Annotated in this window: 19 protein-coding genes; 9 read left to right on the top strand and 10 right to left on the bottom strand. The window is 52.5% G+C overall.

What is annotated here, in order from left to right; genetic code table 11:
- Complete coding sequence (gene rfaD, locus G8S19_RS00505; RefSeq protein ID WP_003827312.1) at positions 1-933, bottom strand: ADP-glyceromanno-heptose 6-epimerase; 933 nt, start codon at positions 931-933, stop codon at positions 1-3.
- Between the two features lie 297 nt (positions 934-1230).
- Between rfaD and G8S19_RS00510 the strand changes: the two genes are divergently transcribed.
- The 3 genes from G8S19_RS00510 to tdh all read left to right on the top strand — a co-directional run bounded on the left by G8S19_RS00510 (position 1231) and on the right by tdh (position 4767).
- Positions 1231-2382 carry a glycosyltransferase gene (locus tag G8S19_RS00510; RefSeq protein ID WP_115601299.1) on the top strand — a complete coding sequence of 384 codons (1152 nt, stop codon included), beginning with the start codon at positions 1231-1233 and terminating at the stop codon, positions 2380-2382.
- Between the two features lie 153 nt (positions 2383-2535).
- Positions 2536-3732, top strand: coding sequence for a glycine C-acetyltransferase (gene kbl, locus G8S19_RS00515; RefSeq protein WP_101742506.1), 1197 nt, complete (start codon positions 2536-2538; stop codon positions 3730-3732).
- Positions 3733-3741: 9 nt separating this feature from the next.
- Complete coding sequence (tdh, locus tag G8S19_RS00520; RefSeq protein WP_005120462.1) at positions 3742-4767, top strand: L-threonine 3-dehydrogenase; 1026 nt, start codon at positions 3742-3744, stop codon at positions 4765-4767.
- 67 nt (positions 4768-4834) lie between these two features.
- Here tdh and rfaY read toward each other — a convergent pair whose 3' ends face one another.
- Complete coding sequence (gene rfaY, locus G8S19_RS00525; protein ID WP_061066826.1) at positions 4835-5521, bottom strand: lipopolysaccharide core heptose(II) kinase RfaY; 687 nt, start codon at positions 5519-5521, stop codon at positions 4835-4837.
- Positions 5522-5768: 247 nt separating this feature from the next.
- Between rfaY and G8S19_RS00530 the strand changes: the two genes are divergently transcribed.
- Positions 5769-6803, top strand: a complete 1035-nt coding sequence (locus tag G8S19_RS00530; RefSeq protein WP_124021915.1) for a glycosyltransferase — start codon at positions 5769-5771, stop codon at positions 6801-6803.
- Here the strand turns inward: G8S19_RS00530 and G8S19_RS00535 are convergent.
- From G8S19_RS00535 to gpmM, 3 genes are read right to left on the bottom strand one after another with little or no spacing between them, the layout of a single operon-like run.
- Positions 6790-7761: a divergent polysaccharide deacetylase family protein gene (locus G8S19_RS00535; RefSeq protein ID WP_124021916.1), complete on the bottom strand. Its 972-nt coding sequence runs from the start codon at positions 7759-7761 to the stop codon at positions 6790-6792. The genes G8S19_RS00530 and G8S19_RS00535 overlap by 14 nt on opposite strands.
- Before the next feature lie 3 nt (positions 7762-7764).
- Positions 7765-9024, bottom strand: coding sequence for a murein hydrolase activator EnvC (gene envC, locus G8S19_RS00540; RefSeq protein WP_232034726.1), 1260 nt, complete (start codon positions 9022-9024; stop codon positions 7765-7767).
- A gap of 33 nt (positions 9025-9057) precedes the next feature.
- The gene (gpmM, locus tag G8S19_RS00545) at positions 9058-10602 is read right to left on the bottom strand and encodes a 2,3-bisphosphoglycerate-independent phosphoglycerate mutase (protein ID WP_061068778.1); all 1545 of its coding nucleotides are present in this window, start codon (positions 10600-10602) and stop codon (positions 9058-9060) included.
- Positions 10603-10851: 249 nt separating this feature from the next.
- Between gpmM and G8S19_RS00550 the strand changes: the two genes are divergently transcribed.
- From G8S19_RS00550 to cysE, 5 genes are all read left to right on the top strand, one after another.
- Positions 10852-11283: a rhodanese-like domain-containing protein gene (locus G8S19_RS00550; RefSeq protein ID WP_005120473.1), complete on the top strand. Its 432-nt coding sequence runs from the start codon at positions 10852-10854 to the stop codon at positions 11281-11283.
- Between the two features lie 51 nt (positions 11284-11334).
- Positions 11335-11586 (top strand): glutaredoxin 3, encoded by a 252-nt coding sequence (gene grxC / locus G8S19_RS00555; RefSeq protein WP_003024152.1) that lies wholly within the window; start codon positions 11335-11337, stop codon positions 11584-11586.
- 47 nt (positions 11587-11633) lie between these two features.
- Complete coding sequence (gene secB / locus G8S19_RS00560; RefSeq protein WP_003024155.1) at positions 11634-12101, top strand: protein-export chaperone SecB; 468 nt, start codon at positions 11634-11636, stop codon at positions 12099-12101.
- Entirely contained in the window at positions 12101-13120 is a 1020-nt protein-coding gene (gpsA, locus tag G8S19_RS00565) for an NAD(P)H-dependent glycerol-3-phosphate dehydrogenase (RefSeq protein ID WP_061066824.1), read from the top strand. Before secB ends, gpsA begins: the two co-directional genes overlap by 1 nt.
- 78 nt (positions 13121-13198) lie before the next feature.
- Positions 13199-14020 (top strand): serine O-acetyltransferase, encoded by an 822-nt coding sequence (cysE, locus tag G8S19_RS00570; RefSeq protein ID WP_003024160.1) that lies wholly within the window; start codon positions 13199-13201, stop codon positions 14018-14020.
- 86 nt (positions 14021-14106) lie between these two features.
- On the opposite strand, the gene trmL is transcribed toward cysE, so the two are convergent.
- The 5 genes from trmL to lldP all read right to left on the bottom strand — a co-directional run bounded on the left by trmL (position 14107) and on the right by lldP (position 19779).
- On the bottom strand, positions 14107-14580 hold the full coding sequence (trmL, locus tag G8S19_RS00575; RefSeq protein ID WP_003024163.1) for a tRNA (uridine(34)/cytosine(34)/5-carboxymethylaminomethyluridine(34)-2'-O)-methyltransferase TrmL: 474 nt from the start codon (positions 14578-14580) through the stop codon (positions 14107-14109).
- Positions 14581-14626: 46 nt separating this feature from the next.
- Positions 14627-15967 carry an aromatic acid/H+ symport family MFS transporter gene (locus G8S19_RS00580; protein ID WP_101742502.1) on the bottom strand — a complete coding sequence of 447 codons (1341 nt, stop codon included), beginning with the start codon at positions 15965-15967 and terminating at the stop codon, positions 14627-14629.
- 196 nt (positions 15968-16163) lie between these two features.
- The gene (gene lldD, locus G8S19_RS00585; protein WP_124021918.1) at positions 16164-17354 is read right to left on the bottom strand and encodes an FMN-dependent L-lactate dehydrogenase LldD; all 1191 of its coding nucleotides are present in this window, start codon (positions 17352-17354) and stop codon (positions 16164-16166) included.
- On the bottom strand, positions 17351-18127 hold the full coding sequence (gene lldR / locus G8S19_RS00590; protein WP_048213701.1) for a transcriptional regulator LldR: 777 nt from the start codon (positions 18125-18127) through the stop codon (positions 17351-17353). The genes lldD and lldR overlap by 4 nt, the downstream gene beginning before the upstream one ends.
- Positions 18124-19779 (bottom strand): L-lactate permease, encoded by a 1656-nt coding sequence (lldP, locus tag G8S19_RS00595; RefSeq protein ID WP_003837651.1) that lies wholly within the window; start codon positions 19777-19779, stop codon positions 18124-18126. The genes lldR and lldP overlap by 4 nt, the downstream gene beginning before the upstream one ends.
- Between the last annotated feature and the right edge of the window lie 14 nt (positions 19780-19793).

The following is a 19793-nucleotide window of genomic DNA, read 5'->3' on the forward strand; positions in this document are numbered from 1 at the left end:
TTAAGCGTCGCGGTTCAGCCAGGCCATATATTCCGTTACGCCTTCAGCAACGGTCTTAAACGGCTTGTCATAGCCCGCAGCGCGCAGGTTAGTCAGATCCGCCTGAGTAAATGCCTGATAGCGGCCCTTCAGTTTTTCCGGGAACGGAATGTACTCAATGCTGCCTTTTTTGTGGTATGCCAGCGTGGCATCCGCGACGGCCTGGAAAGACTCTGCGCGACCAGTACCGAGGTTAAAGATGCCGGAAACCCCGTTTTCCAGGAACCACAGGTTTACTGCTGCAACATCGCCGACATAGACGAAATCACGTTTGAAGTTTTCACTTCCTTCGAACAGCTTGGGTGTTTCGCCGTTATTGAGCTGAGTATTGAGATGGAAAGCGACGCTCGCCATGCTGCCTTTGTGACCTTCGCGCGGTCCGTAGACGTTGAAATAACGGAAGCCAACGATCTGAGAATTTGCTTCTGGCAGGATCTGGCGTACATATTCGTCGAACAGGAATTTTGAGTAGCCATAGACGTTCAGCGGCTTCTCATATTCACGAGATTCGATGAAGTCAGAGGTACGACCGCCGTACGTTGCTGCAGAAGAGGCATACAGGAAAGGAATTTCACGCTCCAGACAGTAGTGCAGCAGCTCTTTGGAGTATTGATAGTTGTTGTCCATCATATACTTGCCATCCCACTCGGTAGTGGAAGAGCACGCGCCTTCGTGGAAAATCGCTTCGATATCGCCGAAATCTTCCCCGGCCATAATCTGGATCAGGAAGTCTTCCTTGTCCATATAGTCAGCAATATTCAGATCTACCAGATTCACAAACTTGGTGCCGTCTTTCAGGTTGTCCACCACCAGAATATCGGTGATGCCTTTGTCATTCAGGGACTTAACGATGTTGCTGCCGATAAAGCCCGCGCCGCCGGTAACGATGATCATAAATGTAACCTTCGAATTATGGAGTCAGAGACAATCTCAGACACGAATACCTCTAATCATATCACTACATGGCTTCGGCTTCAGCAGTACGTCGCGCCATGTGGCGTGTGACATGTGTACTGATTATTGCTTCAGTCATTCTTAATTGAAATAGTTAGGGTCTGGTGGTGTATGATTCACGTCGTAAATGGATGTTCAGGCGCGCGGTGCCGGCTTTTTCGGAGCCATCAACGAATGAATAAGCAAGGTAAAGCACTGTGTTGGGACTGACAATAGTCGTTGGAATGAAAATAATATATGCAACTTAAGAAGATAATTATTACAGGTTATGAAACCAGTGGCCTCGGAGGTATGGAGACGGTATGTATTAATTTGGTGAAGCTGCTGCGAACGCAAGACCCTGATATTGATGTCTCTTTTGTTTTTTTTAAGAAAAATAATAATAGCAATGTCAATAATGACTGGCTCACAGGGCAGCGCTATTGTCATCTATCTTCTAATATAAAAATAACTAAATTAAGAAGACTAAGTTTTGCTTATGGTTTGCGAAAAATTATTCTTCAGGAAAGTCCAGATATAATTGTTTCCCTGGATACGCTTTCATGTTACATCAGTCACGTTGCAAGGAAATATACAAGCAAGCAGGTGAAAATATTTTCATGGTTTCACTTCTCTATTTTTAACTTCTACAAAAATAATTATAAGAAAAAAATCAAGTATATTAATAAAGCTGACTATCATCTTTCAATTAGCTCAGGGATAACTCAGCAGCTCATTGAGATGGGAATAGAAAAAAGCACTATTGCAACGATTTACAATCCCGTTGCGCGATGCGATATCCGTATCCCTACCCCTGAGAAGCATGCCCGGTTTGTGTATGTAGGCAGGGTTGTGGCAGATGGACAGAAAAATGTACGCAGTCTTTTCAACGGGTTGGCTAAACTAAAAGGGAAGTGGTCCTTAGATATTGTCGGCACCGGCCCGGATGTTGATACCTTAACGGCATTAGCTGAAACGTTGGGGATTAGTGGAAATATTCACTGGCATGGTTGGCAGAAATCACCATGGGAATATATTCAAAATACGCTAAAAAATATCACCTGCCTGCTGCTAACTTCTCATTTTGAAGGTTTCGTTATGGTTTTGGTTGAAGCCAGTGCTCACGGTGTTTATGCCATTAGCTCTGATTGCGAAACGGGGCCTGCAGACATTATCAAAGAAGGGATAAACGGTAATTTATACCCTACTGATGAACCGGAAAAATTTGTTTCCTTGCTACAAGGTATTGTTGATGGAAAAACGTTGCCTGCCGGCGAACAGATTCAGCAGGCGATTGAGGAATTCTACGAAGATAACTATATCATTAAGGTTAATAAGGCCTTTGCTATGGCAGGATTTACTCTGGCACCGTCATCAGCGTCTCAGGCCATTGATGACGCGACAACGTAAGTCAGGTTGTGATGCCAGGTCTGTCATTCCTGAAAGGTTATGTGGGTACACGTGATTTATGCTGCATTTTAGACAAGTCATGATGAGTCATCTCGTACAAACCAATAGCATTGGGTAATATGTGCTGAAATTTGCCCAGTCTGGAGAATTGCAATGCGTGGGAATTTTTATAAGCAGTTAACGAACGATCTGGAAACCGCACGCGCGGAGGGGTTGTTTAAAGAAGAGCGCATTATTACGTCTGCTCAGCAGGCTGATATCACCGTGGCTGACGGAAGCCATGTTATTAACTTTTGTGCGAACAACTACTTAGGGCTGGCTAACCACCCGGAACTGATTGCAGCGGCAAAAGCGGGTATGGATTCTCACGGATTTGGTATGGCCTCGGTGCGCTTTATTTGTGGCACTCAGGACACCCATAAGCAACTGGAGCAAAAACTGGCGGCATTCCTCGGTATGGAAGATGCCATTCTTTACTCTTCTTGCTTTGACGCCAACGGCGGCCTGTTTGAAACGCTGCTGGGAGCAGAAGATGCCATTATCTCTGATGCTCTGAACCACGCTTCTATCATTGATGGCGTTCGTCTGTGTAAAGCGAAGCGTTTCCGCTACGCCAACAACGATATGCAGGAACTGGAAGCGCGTCTGAAAGAAGCACGTGAAGCGGGCGCTCGTCATATCCTGATCGCCACTGATGGCGTGTTCTCTATGGATGGTGTGATCGCTAACCTGAAAGGCGTTTGCGATCTGGCGGATAAATACGACGCGCTGGTCATGGTTGATGATTCCCATGCCGTCGGTTTTGTCGGTGAAAATGGTCGTGGCTCCCATGAATACTGTGACGTGATGGGTCGTGTGGACATCATCACCGGCACGCTGGGCAAAGCACTCGGCGGCGCATCTGGTGGTTACACTGCGGCACGTAAAGAAGTTGTTGAGTGGCTGCGTCAACGTTCCCGTCCGTATTTGTTCTCTAACTCACTGGCTCCGGCAATTGTTGCTGCTTCCATTAAGGTGCTGGAGATGGTTGAGGCGGGTAGCGACCTGCGCGATCGTCTGTGGGCGAATGCGCGTCAATTCCGTGAGCAAATGTCCGCAGCAGGCTTCACGCTGGCAGGGGCCGATCACGCGATTATTCCGGTAATGCTGGGTGATGCGGTTGTTGCGCAGGCGTTTGCCCGCGAACTGCAAAAAGAGGGGATTTACGTTACTGGATTCTTTTATCCAGTGGTTCCAAAAGGCCAGGCGCGTATTCGTACCCAGATGTCTGCGGCACATACCCCTGAGCAGATTACGCGTGCAGTCGACGCGTTCACACGCATTGGTAAACAACTGGGCGTAATTGCCTGAGGATGTGAAATGAAAGCGTTATCCAAACTGAAAGCGGAAGAAGGCATTTGGATGACCGACGTTCCTGAACCGGAAGTCGGCCATAACGATTTGCTGATTAAAATCCGTAAAACAGCCATCTGCGGGACTGACGTTCACATTTATAACTGGGATGAATGGTCGCAAAAAACCATCCCGGTTCCAATGGTTGTAGGGCATGAATATGTCGGTGAAGTTGTTGGCATCGGCCAGGAAGTTAAAGGCTTCAAAATCGGCGATCGCGTTTCCGGTGAAGGCCACATTACCTGCGGACATTGCCGTAACTGTCGCGGTGGCCGTACTCACCTGTGCCGCAATACCACCGGTGTCGGCGTAAACCGTCCAGGCTGTTTTGCACAATATCTGGTGATCCCGGCGTTTAACGCCTTTAAAATCCCGGACAATATCTCCGATGATTTAGCTTCCATCTTCGATCCATTCGGTAACGCGGTACACACGGCGCTGTCGTTTGATTTGGTTGGCGAAGATGTGCTGGTTTCCGGTGCGGGTCCGATTGGCATTATGGCTGCAGCGGTAGCGAAGCACGTTGGTGCTCGCCACGTAGTGATTACAGATGTTAATGAGTACCGTCTGGAGCTGGCGCGTAAAATGGGCATTACCCGCGCAGTCAACGTCTCGAAAGAGAACCTGACCGACGTGATGGCCGAGCTGGGGATGACCGAAGGGTTCGATGTGGGTCTGGAAATGTCTGGGGCGCCGCCAGCGTTCCGCACCATGCTGGACACCATGAATCACGGTGGCCGTATTGCTATGCTGGGTATTCCGCCATCTGATATGTCCATCGACTGGACGAAAGTTATCTTTAAAGGACTGTTTATTAAAGGTATCTACGGTCGTGAGATGTTTGAGACATGGTACAAAATGGCTGCACTGATCCAGTCTGGTCTGGATTTGTCGCCGATCATCACCCATCGATTCTCCATCGATGAATTCCAGCAGGGCTTTGACGCGATGCGTTCAGGCCAGTCAGGGAAAGTGATCCTGAGCTGGGATTGAATGCGCAAGGTGCATTCAATGTTAATTACGGCCAGATATCGCTATCTGGCCGTATAAACCATAGATTTTATTTTCCGCGGATCTTTCTGGATAACGATCTTATATTTTCTTTAAGCAGGATGAGTTTATAAATTAACCCTCTGCCTTTAACGTTAATATTATATTTTCGTTGTAATGCCAGAATGTCATTTGCCTGGCAGACCTTCATATTTCCCTTACAGGACAGGTCAATAATCCTTAACTCACCCGTTGGTGTGCGAATGAAATTCCCTGGGTGAATGTCATTTGATGCCAGTCCTGCCTTGTGAAGACGCAGTACGCATTGCTTTACCTCGTCAGCATTCTGCTGGTTAATTTCCCTTAAAGGAACCCCTTCAATATATTCATGAATAGTATAAACATCATGGCACTGGCGAAAACGTGTTTTCTCAGCAGCATAGTAGAGATCGGCAGTGCAGATGCGCATTTCCGGCGGGAGCCTGTCCAGCTTCCTGATCAGTCGGGAATAGAAAGGGCCGGAGGTAAAGTTCTGTAATTTTTTCTCAAATCGTGGATCAACTTCACGGTCGTTTTTGATGATAAATTTTTGTGAGTTGTACTCGACCAACTCCACGCTGCGCAATGCGTTACCACTGCTCAGCGGTTTGCCACTGATTTCTTTTTTGATGTATTTATTCATCAGTGACTTAAGATCTTTTCTGGTCTCTTTGCAATAGACCGTAAAACCTTTTTCGTGTGTCTTACTGATGGCCATCTTTTCCCTCAATATCAGCCTATAGAGTACGTTAATTCATAGGGATAGAGTATACAGGTTGTGTACCTCAATATGTAGACGATCTGAGCTATCATCAACCTGCTGAACGCAGGCGTAGCAGGGTATCTTTCTCAAACCGGACGCTTTCGCTGCAGCGTTTCTGCCCATAAATACGTTCTAACCTTAATAATTCCTTAATGAAACTGTAGTAAAAGTCATCAGCGTAATGACAAACCTGGGTTAGCTGATGAGAAACTGCACAAATATGTTGAGTGTTATTATTCCGTTATATAACGTGGGTGATAGTTTTCGGGATTGCATGGAATCTTTGATCGTACAGACATGGACTGCGCTAGAGATCATCATTGTGAATGATGGTTCAACGGATAACTCTGTTGATATTGCACAACATTATGCGGATAACTATCCCCATGTGCGGTTGTTGCATCAGGCTAACGCAGGGGCATCCGTAGCGCGTAACCGTGGCCTGGAAGCGGCCAAAGGGGATTATGTTGCATTTGTCGATGCCGATGACCTGGTTTATCCCAATATGTACGAAACCCTGATGACCATGGCAATTCAGGATGACCTGGATTTAGCTCAGTGTAATTCCGACTGGTGCATTCTTGAAACGGGGCACACCTGGCAATCAATACCGACGGATCGTCTTCGGTCTACGGGGGTGTTGACCGGCCCTGACTGGTTACGTATGGCGTTGGCTTCACGCCGCTGGACACATGTGGTCTGGATGGGAATTTATCGCCGGGATGTTATTGAGAAAAATAAAATAACATTTATTCCGGGGTTACATCACCAGGATATTGTCTGGACGACGGAGTTTATGTTTAACGCTGTACGAGTGCGATATACCGAGCAATCTTTATATAAATACTTCTTACATGATCAATCAATCAGCCGTCTTAAACGACAAGGTTTAAAAAATCTCAACTACCAGCGGCACTATATTAAAATTACGCGGTTATTGGATAGGTTGAATCGTGAATATGCCGATCGGATTACTATTTATCCGGAATTTCATCAGCAAGTTACCTATGAAGCATTGCGCGTATGCCATGCAGTCCGTAAAGAACAGGATGTGCATATTCGTCAGCGTATGATCGCAGAGATTTTTGTCTCTGGTATGTATAAGCGCATGATAACTAACGTCCGCAGTGCCAAAGTATTGTACCAGGCACTGCTATGGTCATTCCGTCTATGGAAATGGCGCGATAAAAAATCAACGCCTTCGCGTATTGCCCGAAAAGCGCTTAATCTACGTTAGCGTTCATGGTGCTGGGTGAAGATGTGTTCCCCCAGCCTTGCCACTGCAGTCTCATATACTGCACCAGCGTGCTTTGTGTGATGCTTTCTCCTAGCACGCTAAAGAATCGGCTGGCGTAAACCGGCTCTAACGGCTGCTTCGGCTTGCATAATTTCACCCCGCGGAAAGGATTACGCGGCGCATCTGGCGTACCGTTTCTCGGTGGAGTGAGATTAGGTCTGGAAGTATCTACCTGCGGCTCATTAAGCAGGCTGCTCGGACGAACCAGCATAATATCGGCTGGCAGGCTATACAGCATCTGCTGCAACACTCGTACCGTAGAAGGGTGGGGGTGCCCGATGGCAATCGCTGACCCGTTACGACGCGCAAGTTCGACGGCACGATTAAACTGACGGCGAATATCCGCTTCGTTTTGTGTATCGTCGAGGAAGACTTTGCGTTTGATGACCTTCACCCCGGTTCCTGCCGCCGCGCGCATGGCCTGGCTGTTGCCGATGGTCATACTGTCGAGGAAGTAGAGGTCGTAGCGCTCCAGAGCTTGCATCACCTTCTGCATGCCGAACAGGCTGGACGTCATCGCACTCCCCATGTGATTGTTCAGTCCCACTGCATACGGCACTTTGCTTACCGCGTCGCGAATAATCCGTTCAATTTCTTCGCTGCTCATCTCCGGGCGTAACGTGTCTTTTTCCAGCGGTTGCTTGCTCAGTGGGGCCATCGGCAGATGGATCAACACTTCATGTCCACTGTTATGCGCTTTAGTCGCCATTTCACGCGCATGTGGCGCGTTTGGCAGAACGGCAACAGAGACAGTGGAAGGCATTGCCAGCACCTGATTTTCTGTGTGCGGACGGTAGCCGAAATCATCAATAACGATAGCAAGTTTGCCGGCGAAAACAGGTGTTGCGAATGCCAGCAGGCTGGCGAGTGAGAGCAAAGTACGACGAAACTGAGGCAAAACTTATCTTCCCAACCACGGCTGTGGATTGACCGCCTGACCCTGGCGACGAATTTCGAAATAGAGCGCCGGCCTGCCCTGACCGCCGCTGCTACCCACAAGTGCAATAGGCTGCCCGGCGCGAACCTGCGTACCGACGCTGACCAGCGCGCTCTGGTTATAACCGTAGAGGCTCATATCGCCTTTACCGTGCTCAACGACGACCACCAGGCCATAGCCCTGCAGCCAGTCCGCCAGAATGACGCGACCATCGGCGATGGCTTTGACTTCGGTACCTTCGGATGCGCCAATAACCATCCCTTTCCAACGTAGCTCACCTTGCAGCTGTTCGCCATAGCGATGCAGCGTTGGACCACGAACGGGCCAGAACGCCTGACCGCGTGGTGAACCTAACCCGCCGGTACGAGACATCAGTGATTTCTCGCTTTCGGTTGGCTTATAGGTCGAGCCTTTGCGTGATGCTTCCTGTTGCTTATCACGTACAGCCTGCGCCTCACGTGCTTCACGCTCTGCGCGTGCTTTGGCTGCGGCTTCGGCGCGAGCAATGCTGTTGCGCAGGCGGGATTCGTTGGCGCGCATCTCGCCTAACTGCTGCTGACCTTGTTGAATCGACGACTCCAGACCCGCGAGCGTTTTTTGGCGTTCATTTCGCGCCTGCTCCAGTTTCGCCTGCTGTGCACGCTGTTCGTACAACAGCGTCTGCTGTTCGCTTTGCTTATCTTCCAGCTCGGCTTTCTGCGAGTCGACCTCTTCGCGGGTTTGCTTCAGCTGTGCGATAGTCTCCTGGCGCGCCTGGTTCAGATAGCCGAAATAGGCCTGCAGGCGTTGCCCGCGCTGAGTCTCTTCACCGCTGAGGATGAGCTGAATACCAGTATGTTCACCCTGGCGAAACGCAGCATCCAACTGGGCTGCCAGACTGCGCTCTTGCGCTGCCCGCTGCTTTTCCAGCTTCGCGAGTGCGGCATTCATCTCAGCGATTTGCGCATTCAGCTGTGCCAGGGAGTTTTGCGTTTCGCGCAGCTGCCTTGCGGCAACGGCGATAGCCTGTTCCTGAGCTTTAAGCTGAGCAAGGAGGGTGGCGCGTTGTTGTTGCTGTTGGCGTACCGCGCGTTCTTTTGCCGCGATATCGGCCTGAATAGATTTGAGTTGATCGCGTTCGTCCGCGTGGGCGGAAAAGGCGCACAACAATACGCCAGCGCTAAGCGCGCTGGCGTAGAACAAGGACCTGACTGAAAACTTACGCAGTTTCACGGCCCGAGTGATGGTATTAATCGCCTTTCCCCTCATGGGGAGGGATTATTCCACGATGAACAGCGGCTTACCAGTCATCTCTTGCGGGATTTCCATACCCATCAGCGTCAGCATGGTTGGGGCGATATCAGAAAGTTTGCCACCTTCAACTGCTTTGACGTTTTTACCACCGACATAAATCAGTGGAACCGGCAGGTTGGTGTGCGCGGTATGCGCCTGACCGGTGGACGGATCGCGCATTTGCTCTGCGTTCCCGTGGTCAGCGGTGATCAGCAGCTGGCCGCCAACGGATTCAACCGCTTTAGCCACCTGCTCAACGCAGTGATCCAGCGCTTCAACCGCTTTAACCGCTGCTTCCATCACCCCGGTATGGCCGACCATGTCGCCGTTCGGGTAGTTACAAATGATGGTGTCGTATTTCCCGCTCTCAATCGCCGCAACCAGTTTTTCGGTCAGCTCTGCGGAGCTCATTTCCGGCTGCAGATCGTAGGTGGCGACTTTTGGCGAGTTGATCAGAATACGGTCTTCGCCTTTGAACGGCTCTTCTACGCCGCCGTTAAAGAAGAAGGTTACGTGCGCGTATTTTTCGGTTTCGGAAATACGCAACTGCGTTTTGTCATTCTTCGCCATCCACTCGCCAAGGGTGTTGGCCAGAGATGCTGGTGGGTAAGCAACCGCAGTTTTGATGTCTGCCGCGTATTCGGTCAGCATTACAAAGTTGAGGTTAACGACTTTCTTACGGGCGAAGCCGTCGAAATCAGCGTTAACAAACGCACGGGTGATTTCACGCGCACGGTCAGCACGGAAGTTCATGAAAATCAGCGTATCGCCATCTTCCATAGCAGCATCTGCCTGACCTTCGGCACGGATCACGGTCGCTTTGACGAATTCGTCGTTTTCATCGCGGGCATAAGCAGCCTGCAGACCTTCAACCGCCGTAGCGAACTGGAACTCGCCCTTCGCCAGCGTCATCAGATCGTAAGCCTGTTCCACGCGATCCCAACGGTTGTCGCGGTCCATAGCGTAGTAACGACCGATAATGGACGCTACGCGGCCTTTGCCCAGCGCGGCAAATTTCTCTTCGAATTTCTGCAGTGAATGTTCAGCGCTGCGCGGCGGGGTATCACGACCATCAAGGAAAGCGTGCAGATAGATTTTCTCAGCACCGCGTTCAGCTGCCATTTCTACCATCGCCATGATGTGATCTTCGTGGCTGTGTACGCCACCGGCAGACAGCAGACCCATGATGTGTACCGCTTTGCCGCTATTTTTTGCCTGATCAACTGCGGCGGTCAGCACCGGGTTAGCGAAGAAAGTACGTTCTTTAATTTCCACATCCAGACGGGTCAGATCCTGATACACGATACGGCCCGCGCCCAGGTTGACGTGACCCACTTCGGAGTTGCCCATCTGGCGATCGGGCAGGCCGACTTCCAGGCCAGACGCATCAATCAGGGTATGCGGACGTTTTGCCCACAGAGCATCCATTACCGGGGTTTTGGCATTAAAAATAGCGTTATCCTGGCTGTCTTCACGATAGCCGTAGCCATCCAGAATCACCAGTACCATAGGCTTTTTAGAAACCGACATTGCGACAACCTCACACTTAATAGATAAAAAATAATTGCGTAATTTTACTACAGCTGAATCGATAAAGTAGCCCCAGAAGATCAAATAATGAGGGATCGCGTGCCAGGGGGAACACTGATTTACATTTTTTTTTCCGTAGCGCCCCGCAAAAATGCAATCCAATGCACGCTCTGGCTGTATTTGCGCCAACGCGCAGGTATACTCCTTTCCTGGTTTTTTTAATCACTGAGTCGGGAGTTGTTACCCCCCATGCAAGAAATTATGCAATTTGTTAGCCGCCACCCTGTCTTGAGTATCGCCTGGATTGCGTTACTGGCGGCGGTATTGTTTACCACGTTTAAGAGCCTGACCTCAAAAGTGAAGGTGATTACACGCGGCGAAGCGACACGTCTCATCAATAAAGAAGATGCGGTGATTGTTGATTTACGTCAGCGCGACGACTTCCGCAAAGGTCATATCGCAGGCTCCACGAACCTGCTGCCGAGCGAAATCAAAGCCAACAATTTTGGCGAGCTGGAAAAACACAAAAACAAACCTGTTATTGTGGTTGATGGCTCTGGTATGCAGTGCCAGGATTCAGCAACTGCGCTGATTAAAGCCGGTTTTGAGCAGGTATCTGTACTGAAAGACGGCGTAGCGGGCTGGAGTGGCGAGAATCTGCCACTGGTTCGCGGCAAGTAATTTACCCGTCTTCTTTCGTACCGCTGGGTAAAAGAACACTGGAGATAAGTCATGGCCAATATTGAGATCTATACCAAAGCAACCTGCCCGTTTTGCCATCGCGCAAAGGCGCTGTTGAACAGTAAGGGTGTGAGTTTCCAGGAACTTCCGATTGACGGCGATGCCGTGAAGCGTGAAGAGATGATCAAGCGCAGTGGCCGTACAACGGTTCCGCAGATTTTTATTGATGCACAGCACATTGGTGGTTGTGACGACTTGTATGCGTTGGATGCGCGTGGTGGACTGGATCCCCTGCTGCGTTAAGGCGTACGGATAGTATTTAAAGGACAACACTAAAGGGTTTTCTCAACATGTCAGAACAAAATAACACTGAAATGGCTTTCCAGATCCAACGTATTTATACCAAGGATGTGTCTTTCGAAGCGCCAAATGCACCGCATGTTTTCCAGAAAGATTGGCAGCCAGAGGTTAAACTGGATCTAGATACCGCATCTACCCAACTGGCAGATGATGTGTATGAAGTAGTGCTGCGTGTCACCGTAACGGCTTCTTTGGGTGAAGAAACTGCGTTTCTGTGCGAAGTTCAGCAGGGCGGTATTTTCTCCATCAGTGGTATTGAAGGGACTCAGATGGCGCATTGCCTTGGCGCATACTGCCCGAACATTCTGTTCCCGTATGCCCGCGAATGCATCACCAGCCTGGTTTCACGCGGTACATTCCCGCAACTGAACCTTGCGCCGGTCAACTTTGATGCGCTGTTCATGAACTATTTACAGCAGCAGGCTGGCGAAGGTACTGAAGAACATCAGGATGCCTGATGAACCAAAGTAATGCTTCAATGACTGTGATTGGTGCCGGCTCGTACGGCACCGCTCTTGCTATCACCCTGGCAAGAAACGGCCACCAGGTTGTCCTGTGGGGCCATGATCCGAAACATATCGCGACCCTTGAGCGCGATCGCTGCAACGTCGCGTTCCTCCCTGATGTGCCTTTTCCCGAAACGCTGCGCCTGGAAAGTGATTTAGCCACTGCGCTGGCCGCCAGTCGTAATATTCTGGTGGTGGTGCCGAGCCATGTCTTTGGCGAAGTGCTGCGTAATATCAAACCGCTGATGCGTCCTGACGCGCGGCTGGTCTGGGCGACAAAAGGTCTGGAAGCGGAAACAGGGCGTCTGCTGCAGGACGTCGCGCGTGAAGCGCTGGGGGACTCCATTCCACTGGCGGTTATTTCCGGCCCGACGTTCGCTAAAGAGCTGGCTGCGGGCATGCCGACGGCGATTTCTCTGGCCTCGACGGACGACGCCTTTGCTGACGATCTCCAGCAGTTGCTGCACTGCGGCAAAAGCTTTCGCGTTTACAGCAACCCGGATTTCATTGGCGTGCAGCTTGGCGGCGCGGTGAAAAACGTCATTGCGATTGGCGCGGGGATGTCTGACGGCATCGGCTTTGGTGCAAACGCACGAACGGCATTGATCACCCGTGGGCTTACCGAAATGTCTCGCCTTGGCGCGGCGCTGGGTGCCGATCCTGCCACCTTTATGGGGATGGCGGGTTTAGGCGATCTGGTGCTGACCTGTACCGACAACCAGTCGCGTAACCGTCGTTTTGGCATGATGCTCGGCCAGGGTATGGACGTGCAGGGCGCGCAGGACAAGATTGGTCAGGTGGTTGAAGGCTACCGCAATACGAAAGAAGTTCGTGAATTGGCGCACCGTTTTGGTGTCGAGATGCCAATAACCGAGGAAATTTATCAAGTATTGTATTGCGGAAAAAATGCGCGCGAGGCAGCATTGACGTTATTAGGTCGTGCGCGCAAGGACGAGCGAAGCAGCCACTAGCCGTAAGGAACCGTTTCAATCTAACGACCCGACCCGCGAAGAACGGGTCGGTCGTTTTGCTACCTTCTGGAGTACGCAATGCCGTGTGAAGAACTGGATATCGTCTGGAAAAACATTAAAGCGGAAGCCCGTGCACTGGCGGAATGTGAGCCAATGCTGGCCAGTTTTTACCACGCAACGCTGCTCAAGCATGAAAACCTCGGCAGTGCGCTGAGCTATATGCTGGCGAATAAACTCGCCTCTCCGATCATGCCTGCTATTGCGATTCGCGAAGTCGTGGAAGAGGCCTACGCGGCCGATCCTGAAATGATTGCCTCGGCGGCTTGCGATATCCAGGCGGTACGTACGCGTGACCCGGCAGTCGATAAATATTCCACCCCACTTCTGTACCTGAAAGGCTTCCATGCGCTGCAGGCATACCGCATCGGCCACTGGCTATGGCATCAGGGGCGTCAGGCACTGGCGATCTTCCTGCAAAATCAGGTCTCTGTTACCTTCCAGGTGGACATCCACCCGGCAGCAAAAATTGGCCGGGGGATTATGCTCGATCACGCCACCGGTATTGTGGTGGGCGAAACGGCGGTCATTGAAAACGACGTCTCTATTTTGCAATCCGTCACGCTTGGCGGAACCGGTAAAGCAGGCGGCGACCGTCATCCGAAAATTCGTGAAGGCGTGATGATTGGCGCTGGCGCGAAAATCCTTGGCAATATCGAGGTTGGACGCGGCGCGAAGATTGGCGCAGGTTCCGTCGTTTTACAGCCGGTACCCCCGCATACAACCGCCGCAGGCGTTCCGGCGCGCATCGTCGGCAAGCCTGACAGCGATAAGCCATCTATGGATATGGATCAGCATTTCAACGGGATTCATCATACGTTCGAGTATGGCGATGGCATCTGATTTCGAGCTATGCCCGGCGGCGCAGTGCTTACCGGGCCTACAAACCTCGTAGGTCGGATAAGGCGTCAACCGCCATCCGACATAAATCAACTGCGTAATACCGCGCCAGGATAACCTAACTGGCGCCAGGCCTCATACACCACTACTGACACCGCGTTAGACAGATTCATGCTGCGGCTGTCCGGCATCATCGGAATACGAATTTTTTGTTCGGCAGGCAACGCGTCGAGGATGCTGGGTGGCAGACCGCGAGTTTCCGGGCCAAACATCAGATAATCCCCATCCTGATAGCTTACCGCGCTATGCGCTGGCGTACCTTTGGTGGTCAGGGCAAACAGACGTTGCGGATTTTCTGCGGCGACGAAGCTGGCGTAATCAGGGTGGCGCAGCACGGCGGTAAACTCATGGTAATCCAGCCCCGCGCGACGCAGGCGCTTGTCGTCCCAGGTAAAGCCCATTGGCTCAATAATATGCAGACGAAAGCCGGTGTTGGCGCAAAGACGGATAATATTGCCGGTATTTGGCGGGATTTCTGGTTCGAACAAAACGATGTTAAGCATACTGCCCCCTTGATAGCGGGGGGCAGAATAGCAGAAAGAGCGGGTACTATGCGACGGTCAGCGCGTGAGGTTTATAGCGTTGCAGCTTGTAAATCGTCGCGGCAGCGGCGGCCAGCGCCGGAACGCTGAGGAACATCAGTATGCTATCAGCCTGCCATTGCATAGACAGCAGTTGGGCGCTGGTCATGGTCCCGGCGACGCCGCCAAAGCGGCCCACGCCCTGCATCCAGGCAATGCCCGTTGCGCGGCAGTGGGTTGGATAAAACGTGGCGGCTAGCGTCTGCAGTCCGGACTGCGCGCCGTTCATGGTAATTCCCATCAGGAAGATCAGCGCGCCGAACAGGATGATGTGGTTATGTTCAAACCCGAGAGCGAGGGCAAACAGCATCGTCAGAATAAAGCCGAGTGACACCACTTTATGCGCTTCCCAGCGATCCATTAACCAACCGGCCAGCAGGATCCCTGCGGTACCGCCGAAGGTAAATAGCGACGTCAGCCAGGCGGATTCGGCCAGCGGATAGCCCATTCCCAGCATCAGCGTTGGCATCCAGCTCAGCAGCACGTAATAGATAACCAACCCCATAAAGTAGGTCATCCAGAGCATCAGCGTTCCCGGCAGCCAGGGCATGCTGAATAGCTGTGCCACGCTGCCTTTTTTGACCGTGACGCGGTCTTCATCCAGATAAAACTGGGTTACCTGTTCCAGGCTTCCCGATATAAAGCGTTGAGCAATGCGTTTAACCTGTGCTACCCCTTTACCGCGATGAACCAGATACTTAACCGATTCCGGCAGGAACAGTACCAACAGTACGGTAAGAGCCAGCGGGGCGATCGCGCCAGCAAGCAGGACGCTGTGCCAGCCGTAGTTGGGGATAAGCCAGGAGGAGATCACCCCGCCGCCCGCAGCCCCTAACGGAAAGCCGCAGTACATGGTGTTAATCGCCATTGAACGACAGCGTTTTGGTGCAAATTCTGAGACCAGGGTGATGGCATTGGGCATTGCCGCGCCAAGGCCCAGGCCGGTGAGAAAGCGCCAAAATGTGAGCATATTCAGCGTCTCGGCATAGGCAGTACCCAGACTGGCGAGGCCAAAGAACAGACAGGAAAAGACCAGCACGCGCTTACGGCCCAAACGATCGGAAATCGGCCCGGCCAGCAGGGCGCCAAAGGAGAGGCCCAGTAGTGCGGCGCTTAACACCGGTCCAAGATCCTGCTTCTTGATGCCCCAGTCGGCTGAGAGCGTGGGGGCAATATAGCCCATCGCCGCCGTATCGAAGCCGTCAATGGCTAAAACCAGAAAGCCCAGGACAATAATGACCCAGTGGAAGCGCGAAAAAGGACTGTCATCTATCGCCTGCTGGATATTCACTTTGCCGGAATAAGCCATGTCACCCTCGCCCGTTATGATGGAAGTTATACGTGTGAATTGTTGTTGTATTAGCTTGTATATACATTTGGCAGGTGGATAAAAAGTTGTCAAATATATTGGTTGTAAGTGTTAACCAATCGTTATTTTTCGAATAAAAAATGGTCGGGCTGGAAACAGGCCGACCATTGAGAAAAAGGGGGGTTACGGGGGATTGTTACGCTGCGCTACCCTGGGCCAGGGGAGCCAATGCGGCAGGCAGGCTCTTGCCCAGTTCCTGTACCAGCGAATCGCGGCTGATTTCGCTAATGGTTTTTGCACCGGTCAGGGTCATTGCCACCTTCATCTCTTTCTCGATCAGGTTCAGCAGATTCGCCACACCAGCCTGTCCGTGTGTTGCCAGCGCGTACAGATAAGCACGGCCCAGCAGCACGCTATCGGCACCCAGTGCAATCATACGCACCACGTCCAGGCCGTTACGGATCCCGCTGTCGGCCAGAATAGTGATATCGCCCTTCACCGCATCGGCAATGGTGGGCAGTGCGCGGGCGGAAGACAGCACGCCATCTAACTGGCGCCCACCGTGGTTAGAAACAACGATGCCATCTGCGCCAAAGCGTACGGCGTCGCGGGCATCTTCTGGATCGAGGATCCCTTTGATCACCATCGGACCCTCCCAGAATTCGCGGATCCACTCGAGGTCTTTCCAGGAGATGGACGGATCGAAGTTATTCGCCAGCCAACCGATGTAATCCTCAAGGCCGGTGGGTTTGCCAAGATACGTCGAAATATTGCCTAAATCATGCGGCCGACCGTTCAGGCCAACGTCCCATGCCCATTGTGGATGGGTGACTGCCTGCCAGTAGCGACGCAGTGCCGCATTTGGACCGCTCATACCGGAATGCGCGTCACGGTAACGTGCGCCGGGCGTGGGCATATCGACGGTAAAGACCAGCGTGGAGCAGCCCGCCGCTTTGGCTCGCTCCAGGGCGTTACGCATAAAGCCGCGATCGCGCAGGACATACAGCTGGAACCACATTGGACGCTTGATGGTCGGGGCGACTTCTTCAATTGGGCAGACGGATACCGTCGAAAGCGTAAACGGAATGCCTTTAGCATCAGCGGCGGCGGCGGCCTGAACTTCGCCCCGGCGTGCATACATGCCGCATAAACCGACAGGCGCGAGGGCCACCGGCATCGACAGTTTTTCGTTAAACAGGGTGGTTTCCAGACTGAGATCTGACATGTTCTTCAGCACGCGCTGGCGGAGTGCCACCTCTGATAAATCTTCCACGTTACGGCGCAGGGTATGCTCCGCGTACGCGCCACCGTCAATGTAGTGGAACAGGAAAGGGGGCAGAATGCGCTGGGCTGCGGCGCGATAATCGCTGGCTGCTGAAATAATCATGTGTTGTTCTCCCTGCTAATTTCATTATGGTCACCGGGCAGACGGGTGATACGCGCCTGGCGGGCCTGGTCTTCATCAAAGCGTTTAATGGTGGTATGGACAAAACTGAGGTGCGCCATCATCGCCTTACGCGCGCCATCGGCATCCCCGGCGACAATCGCGTCCAGCACAGCAAGGTGTTGTTCTGTGAGCTGTGAAAATACCGGTGGCACCAGGTACATACGCTGGCGACTCTGTTTTACCGAAGACTGCAATACGTCGAAGAAACCGCGCATGGTCTGTAGCAGCACCACGTTGTGCGAGGCTTCAGCGATGGCAAGGTGAAAGCGAACGTCTGCTTGTGAAGCGAGATCCGGATCTTCACTTTGCGTGGCCTCGAAACAGAGCCTGATTTTCTCTTTGTCGGCGGCTGTGGCGCGCATGGCGGCGTGCCAGGCGGTGCTGGCCTCAATGGCGTGGCGGGCTTCGAGAATATCGAAGCTGTAATCAGGGTCGTCCGCCATCAGGCTTTTCAGCGGCTGAACGATGTTTTGTTCGGACCACGCTTCATGCTGCCAGCGGATAAACGTCCCACCACCACGACGGCTAATCAGCACGCCTTCACTTACCAGCTTTGCCAGCGCCTCGCGCAGCGAATTGCGCGACACGCCGAGCTGTACGGCCAGCTGGCGCTCGGCGGGCAACTTCATGCCCGCTTCCAGCTGTTGTTCTTCAATCAGCGCCCGCACACGAGATGCGACCTCGTCTGACAGGCGTCTGGGCATCACAATCATGGAATCATCCAGGTTAAGACATAGGCCTGCAGCGTGGTAATCACACCCACCATGCAGGTGAAAATCAGGCTGTGTTTGACGGTGAAGCGGAACAGATCAGACTCTTTGCCAACCAGTCCCACTGCCGCACAGGCGATGGCGATAGACTGCGGAGAGATCATCTTTCCGGTCACGCCGCCGGTGGTATTTGCAGCCACCATCAATACGTCAGAAACACCGATTTGCTGCGCTGCCGTTGCCTGTAGCGCTGCGAACAAGGCGTTTGACGAGGTATCAGAGCCCGTCAGGAATACCCCCAGCCAGCCGAGGAACGGCGAGAAGAAAGTGAACGCGCTGCCCGTGTGAGCCAGTGCTAACGCCAGCGTTGAAGACAGCCCGGAGTAATTAGAGATAAAGGCGAATGCCAGCACCATTCCGATGGAGTAAATAGGCAGCGCCAGATCTTTCAGCGTACTGCCAAAGGTCTGCAGAGCGGCGGAGGGTTTCATCTTCAGCCAGACGATAGACAGCAGCGCGGCAAACAGGATGGCGGTGCCGGTTGCCGAGAACCAGTCGAACTTGTACACCGCCGCGTAGGCTGTGGCTTCGTGTACCACCGGCGGCATGCGGGCTACCAGCTTATCGAGGAACGGAACCGGAATGTTGACGACCCAGTGGTACATCGCCCCGCCAGGGGCAAACAGCGCTTTAAACGGCGGGATGCTCCACAGTGTGACGGTGGCGGTCAGGAACAGGAACGGCGACCAGGCGCGGATGATTTGCCCGGCGGTGTAGCGGGTGCGCGACAGGTCCATATCGACCTGTGAAGCCCCCATATCGCCAAAACGGAAGATGCGTACCGGCTGCCAGCGCTTCAGGAACAGCGTCAGACACACCAGAGAAACCAGAGAAGAGATGATGTCCGGCAGTTCCGGCCCGATAAAGTTAGAGCTGAGGTACTGCGCGATAGCAAACGAGCCGCCCGCGACCATCACCGCAGGCCAGGTCTCTTTCACGCCGCGCCAGCCGTCCATAATCGCCATGATCCAGAACAGTACGATAATCGTCAGGAACGGTAGTTGGCGGCCAACCATCTGACCAATCTCAAAGCTGTCCAGCCCGGTGACCTGACCGGCAACCAGAATAGGAATTCCCATCGCGCCAAACGCTACTGGCGCGGTGTTTACGATCAGGCACAAACCTGCTGCATACAGTGGGTTAAAGCCAAGGCCAACCAGCAGCGCGGCGGTTATCGCCACCGGCGCACCGAAGCCCGCGGCCCCTTCGAGGAATGCCCCAAAGGAGAAACCGACAATCAGCATTTGCAGACGCTGGTCTGGGGTAATCGAGAGTATCGAGGAGCGGATGATGTCGAACTGCCCGGTCTTTACCGAGATTTTATAGACGAATACCGCGGCGATAATGATCCAGGCAATTGGCCACAGACCGTAGAAGAAACCGTACACCACGGAGGCCAGCGCGTGATCGACCGGCATTTTGTAAAACAGCAGGGCGACCGACAAAGCGATCACCACCGTCCATGACGCCGCAACGTAGCCTTTCAGCTTGAGCTTAATCAGGGCGAAGAAAAAGAACAGGATGGGGAGCGATGCGATCAGACTGGAAAGCCAGATGTTACCGGCCGGGTCGTAGTTTTGTTGCCAGAGATTCATTGCAGGTCTCCTGG

It is taken from the genome of Citrobacter sp. SX206, from assembly GCF_024181025.1.
Classification (GTDB): Bacteria; Pseudomonadota; Gammaproteobacteria; order Enterobacterales; family Enterobacteriaceae; genus Citrobacter; species Citrobacter youngae.

Bases quoted from the DNA above. Each gene is read 5' to 3' on its own strand.
- rfaY (WP_061066826.1), bottom strand. From the start codon at position 5,521: ATGGCCATCAGTAAGACACACGAAAAAGGTTTTACGGTCTATTGCAAA.
- cysE (WP_003024160.1), top strand. From the start codon at position 13,199: ATGCCGTGTGAAGAACTGGATATCGTCTGGAAAAACATTAAAGCGGAA.
- G8S19_RS00530 (WP_124021915.1), top strand. From the start codon at position 5,769: ATGAGAAACTGCACAAATATGTTGAGTGTTATTATTCCGTTATATAAC.
- trmL (WP_003024163.1), bottom strand. From the start codon at position 14,580: ATGCTTAACATCGTTTTGTTCGAACCAGAAATCCCGCCAAATACCGGC.
- secB (WP_003024155.1), top strand. From the start codon at position 11,634: ATGTCAGAACAAAATAACACTGAAATGGCTTTCCAGATCCAACGTATT.
- lldP (WP_003837651.1), bottom strand. From the start codon at position 19,779: ATGAATCTCTGGCAACAAAACTACGACCCGGCCGGTAACATCTGGCTT.
- lldR (WP_048213701.1), bottom strand. From the start codon at position 18,127: ATGATTGTGATGCCCAGACGCCTGTCAGACGAGGTCGCATCTCGTGTG.
- G8S19_RS00580 (WP_101742502.1), bottom strand. From the start codon at position 15,967: ATGGCTTATTCCGGCAAAGTGAATATCCAGCAGGCGATAGATGACAGT.
- G8S19_RS00510 (WP_115601299.1), top strand. From the start codon at position 1,231: ATGCAACTTAAGAAGATAATTATTACAGGTTATGAAACCAGTGGCCTC.
- gpmM (WP_061068778.1), bottom strand. From the start codon at position 10,602: ATGTCGGTTTCTAAAAAGCCTATGGTACTGGTGATTCTGGATGGCTAC.
- rfaD (WP_003827312.1), bottom strand. From the start codon at position 933: ATGATCATCGTTACCGGCGGCGCGGGCTTTATCGGCAGCAACATCGTT.
- kbl (WP_101742506.1), top strand. From the start codon at position 2,536: ATGCGTGGGAATTTTTATAAGCAGTTAACGAACGATCTGGAAACCGCA.
- grxC (WP_003024152.1), top strand. From the start codon at position 11,335: ATGGCCAATATTGAGATCTATACCAAAGCAACCTGCCCGTTTTGCCAT.
- G8S19_RS00550 (WP_005120473.1), top strand. From the start codon at position 10,852: ATGCAAGAAATTATGCAATTTGTTAGCCGCCACCCTGTCTTGAGTATC.
- tdh (WP_005120462.1), top strand. From the start codon at position 3,742: ATGAAAGCGTTATCCAAACTGAAAGCGGAAGAAGGCATTTGGATGACC.
- gpsA (WP_061066824.1), top strand. From the start codon at position 12,101: ATGAACCAAAGTAATGCTTCAATGACTGTGATTGGTGCCGGCTCGTAC.
- lldD (WP_124021918.1), bottom strand. From the start codon at position 17,354: ATGATTATTTCAGCAGCCAGCGATTATCGCGCCGCAGCCCAGCGCATT.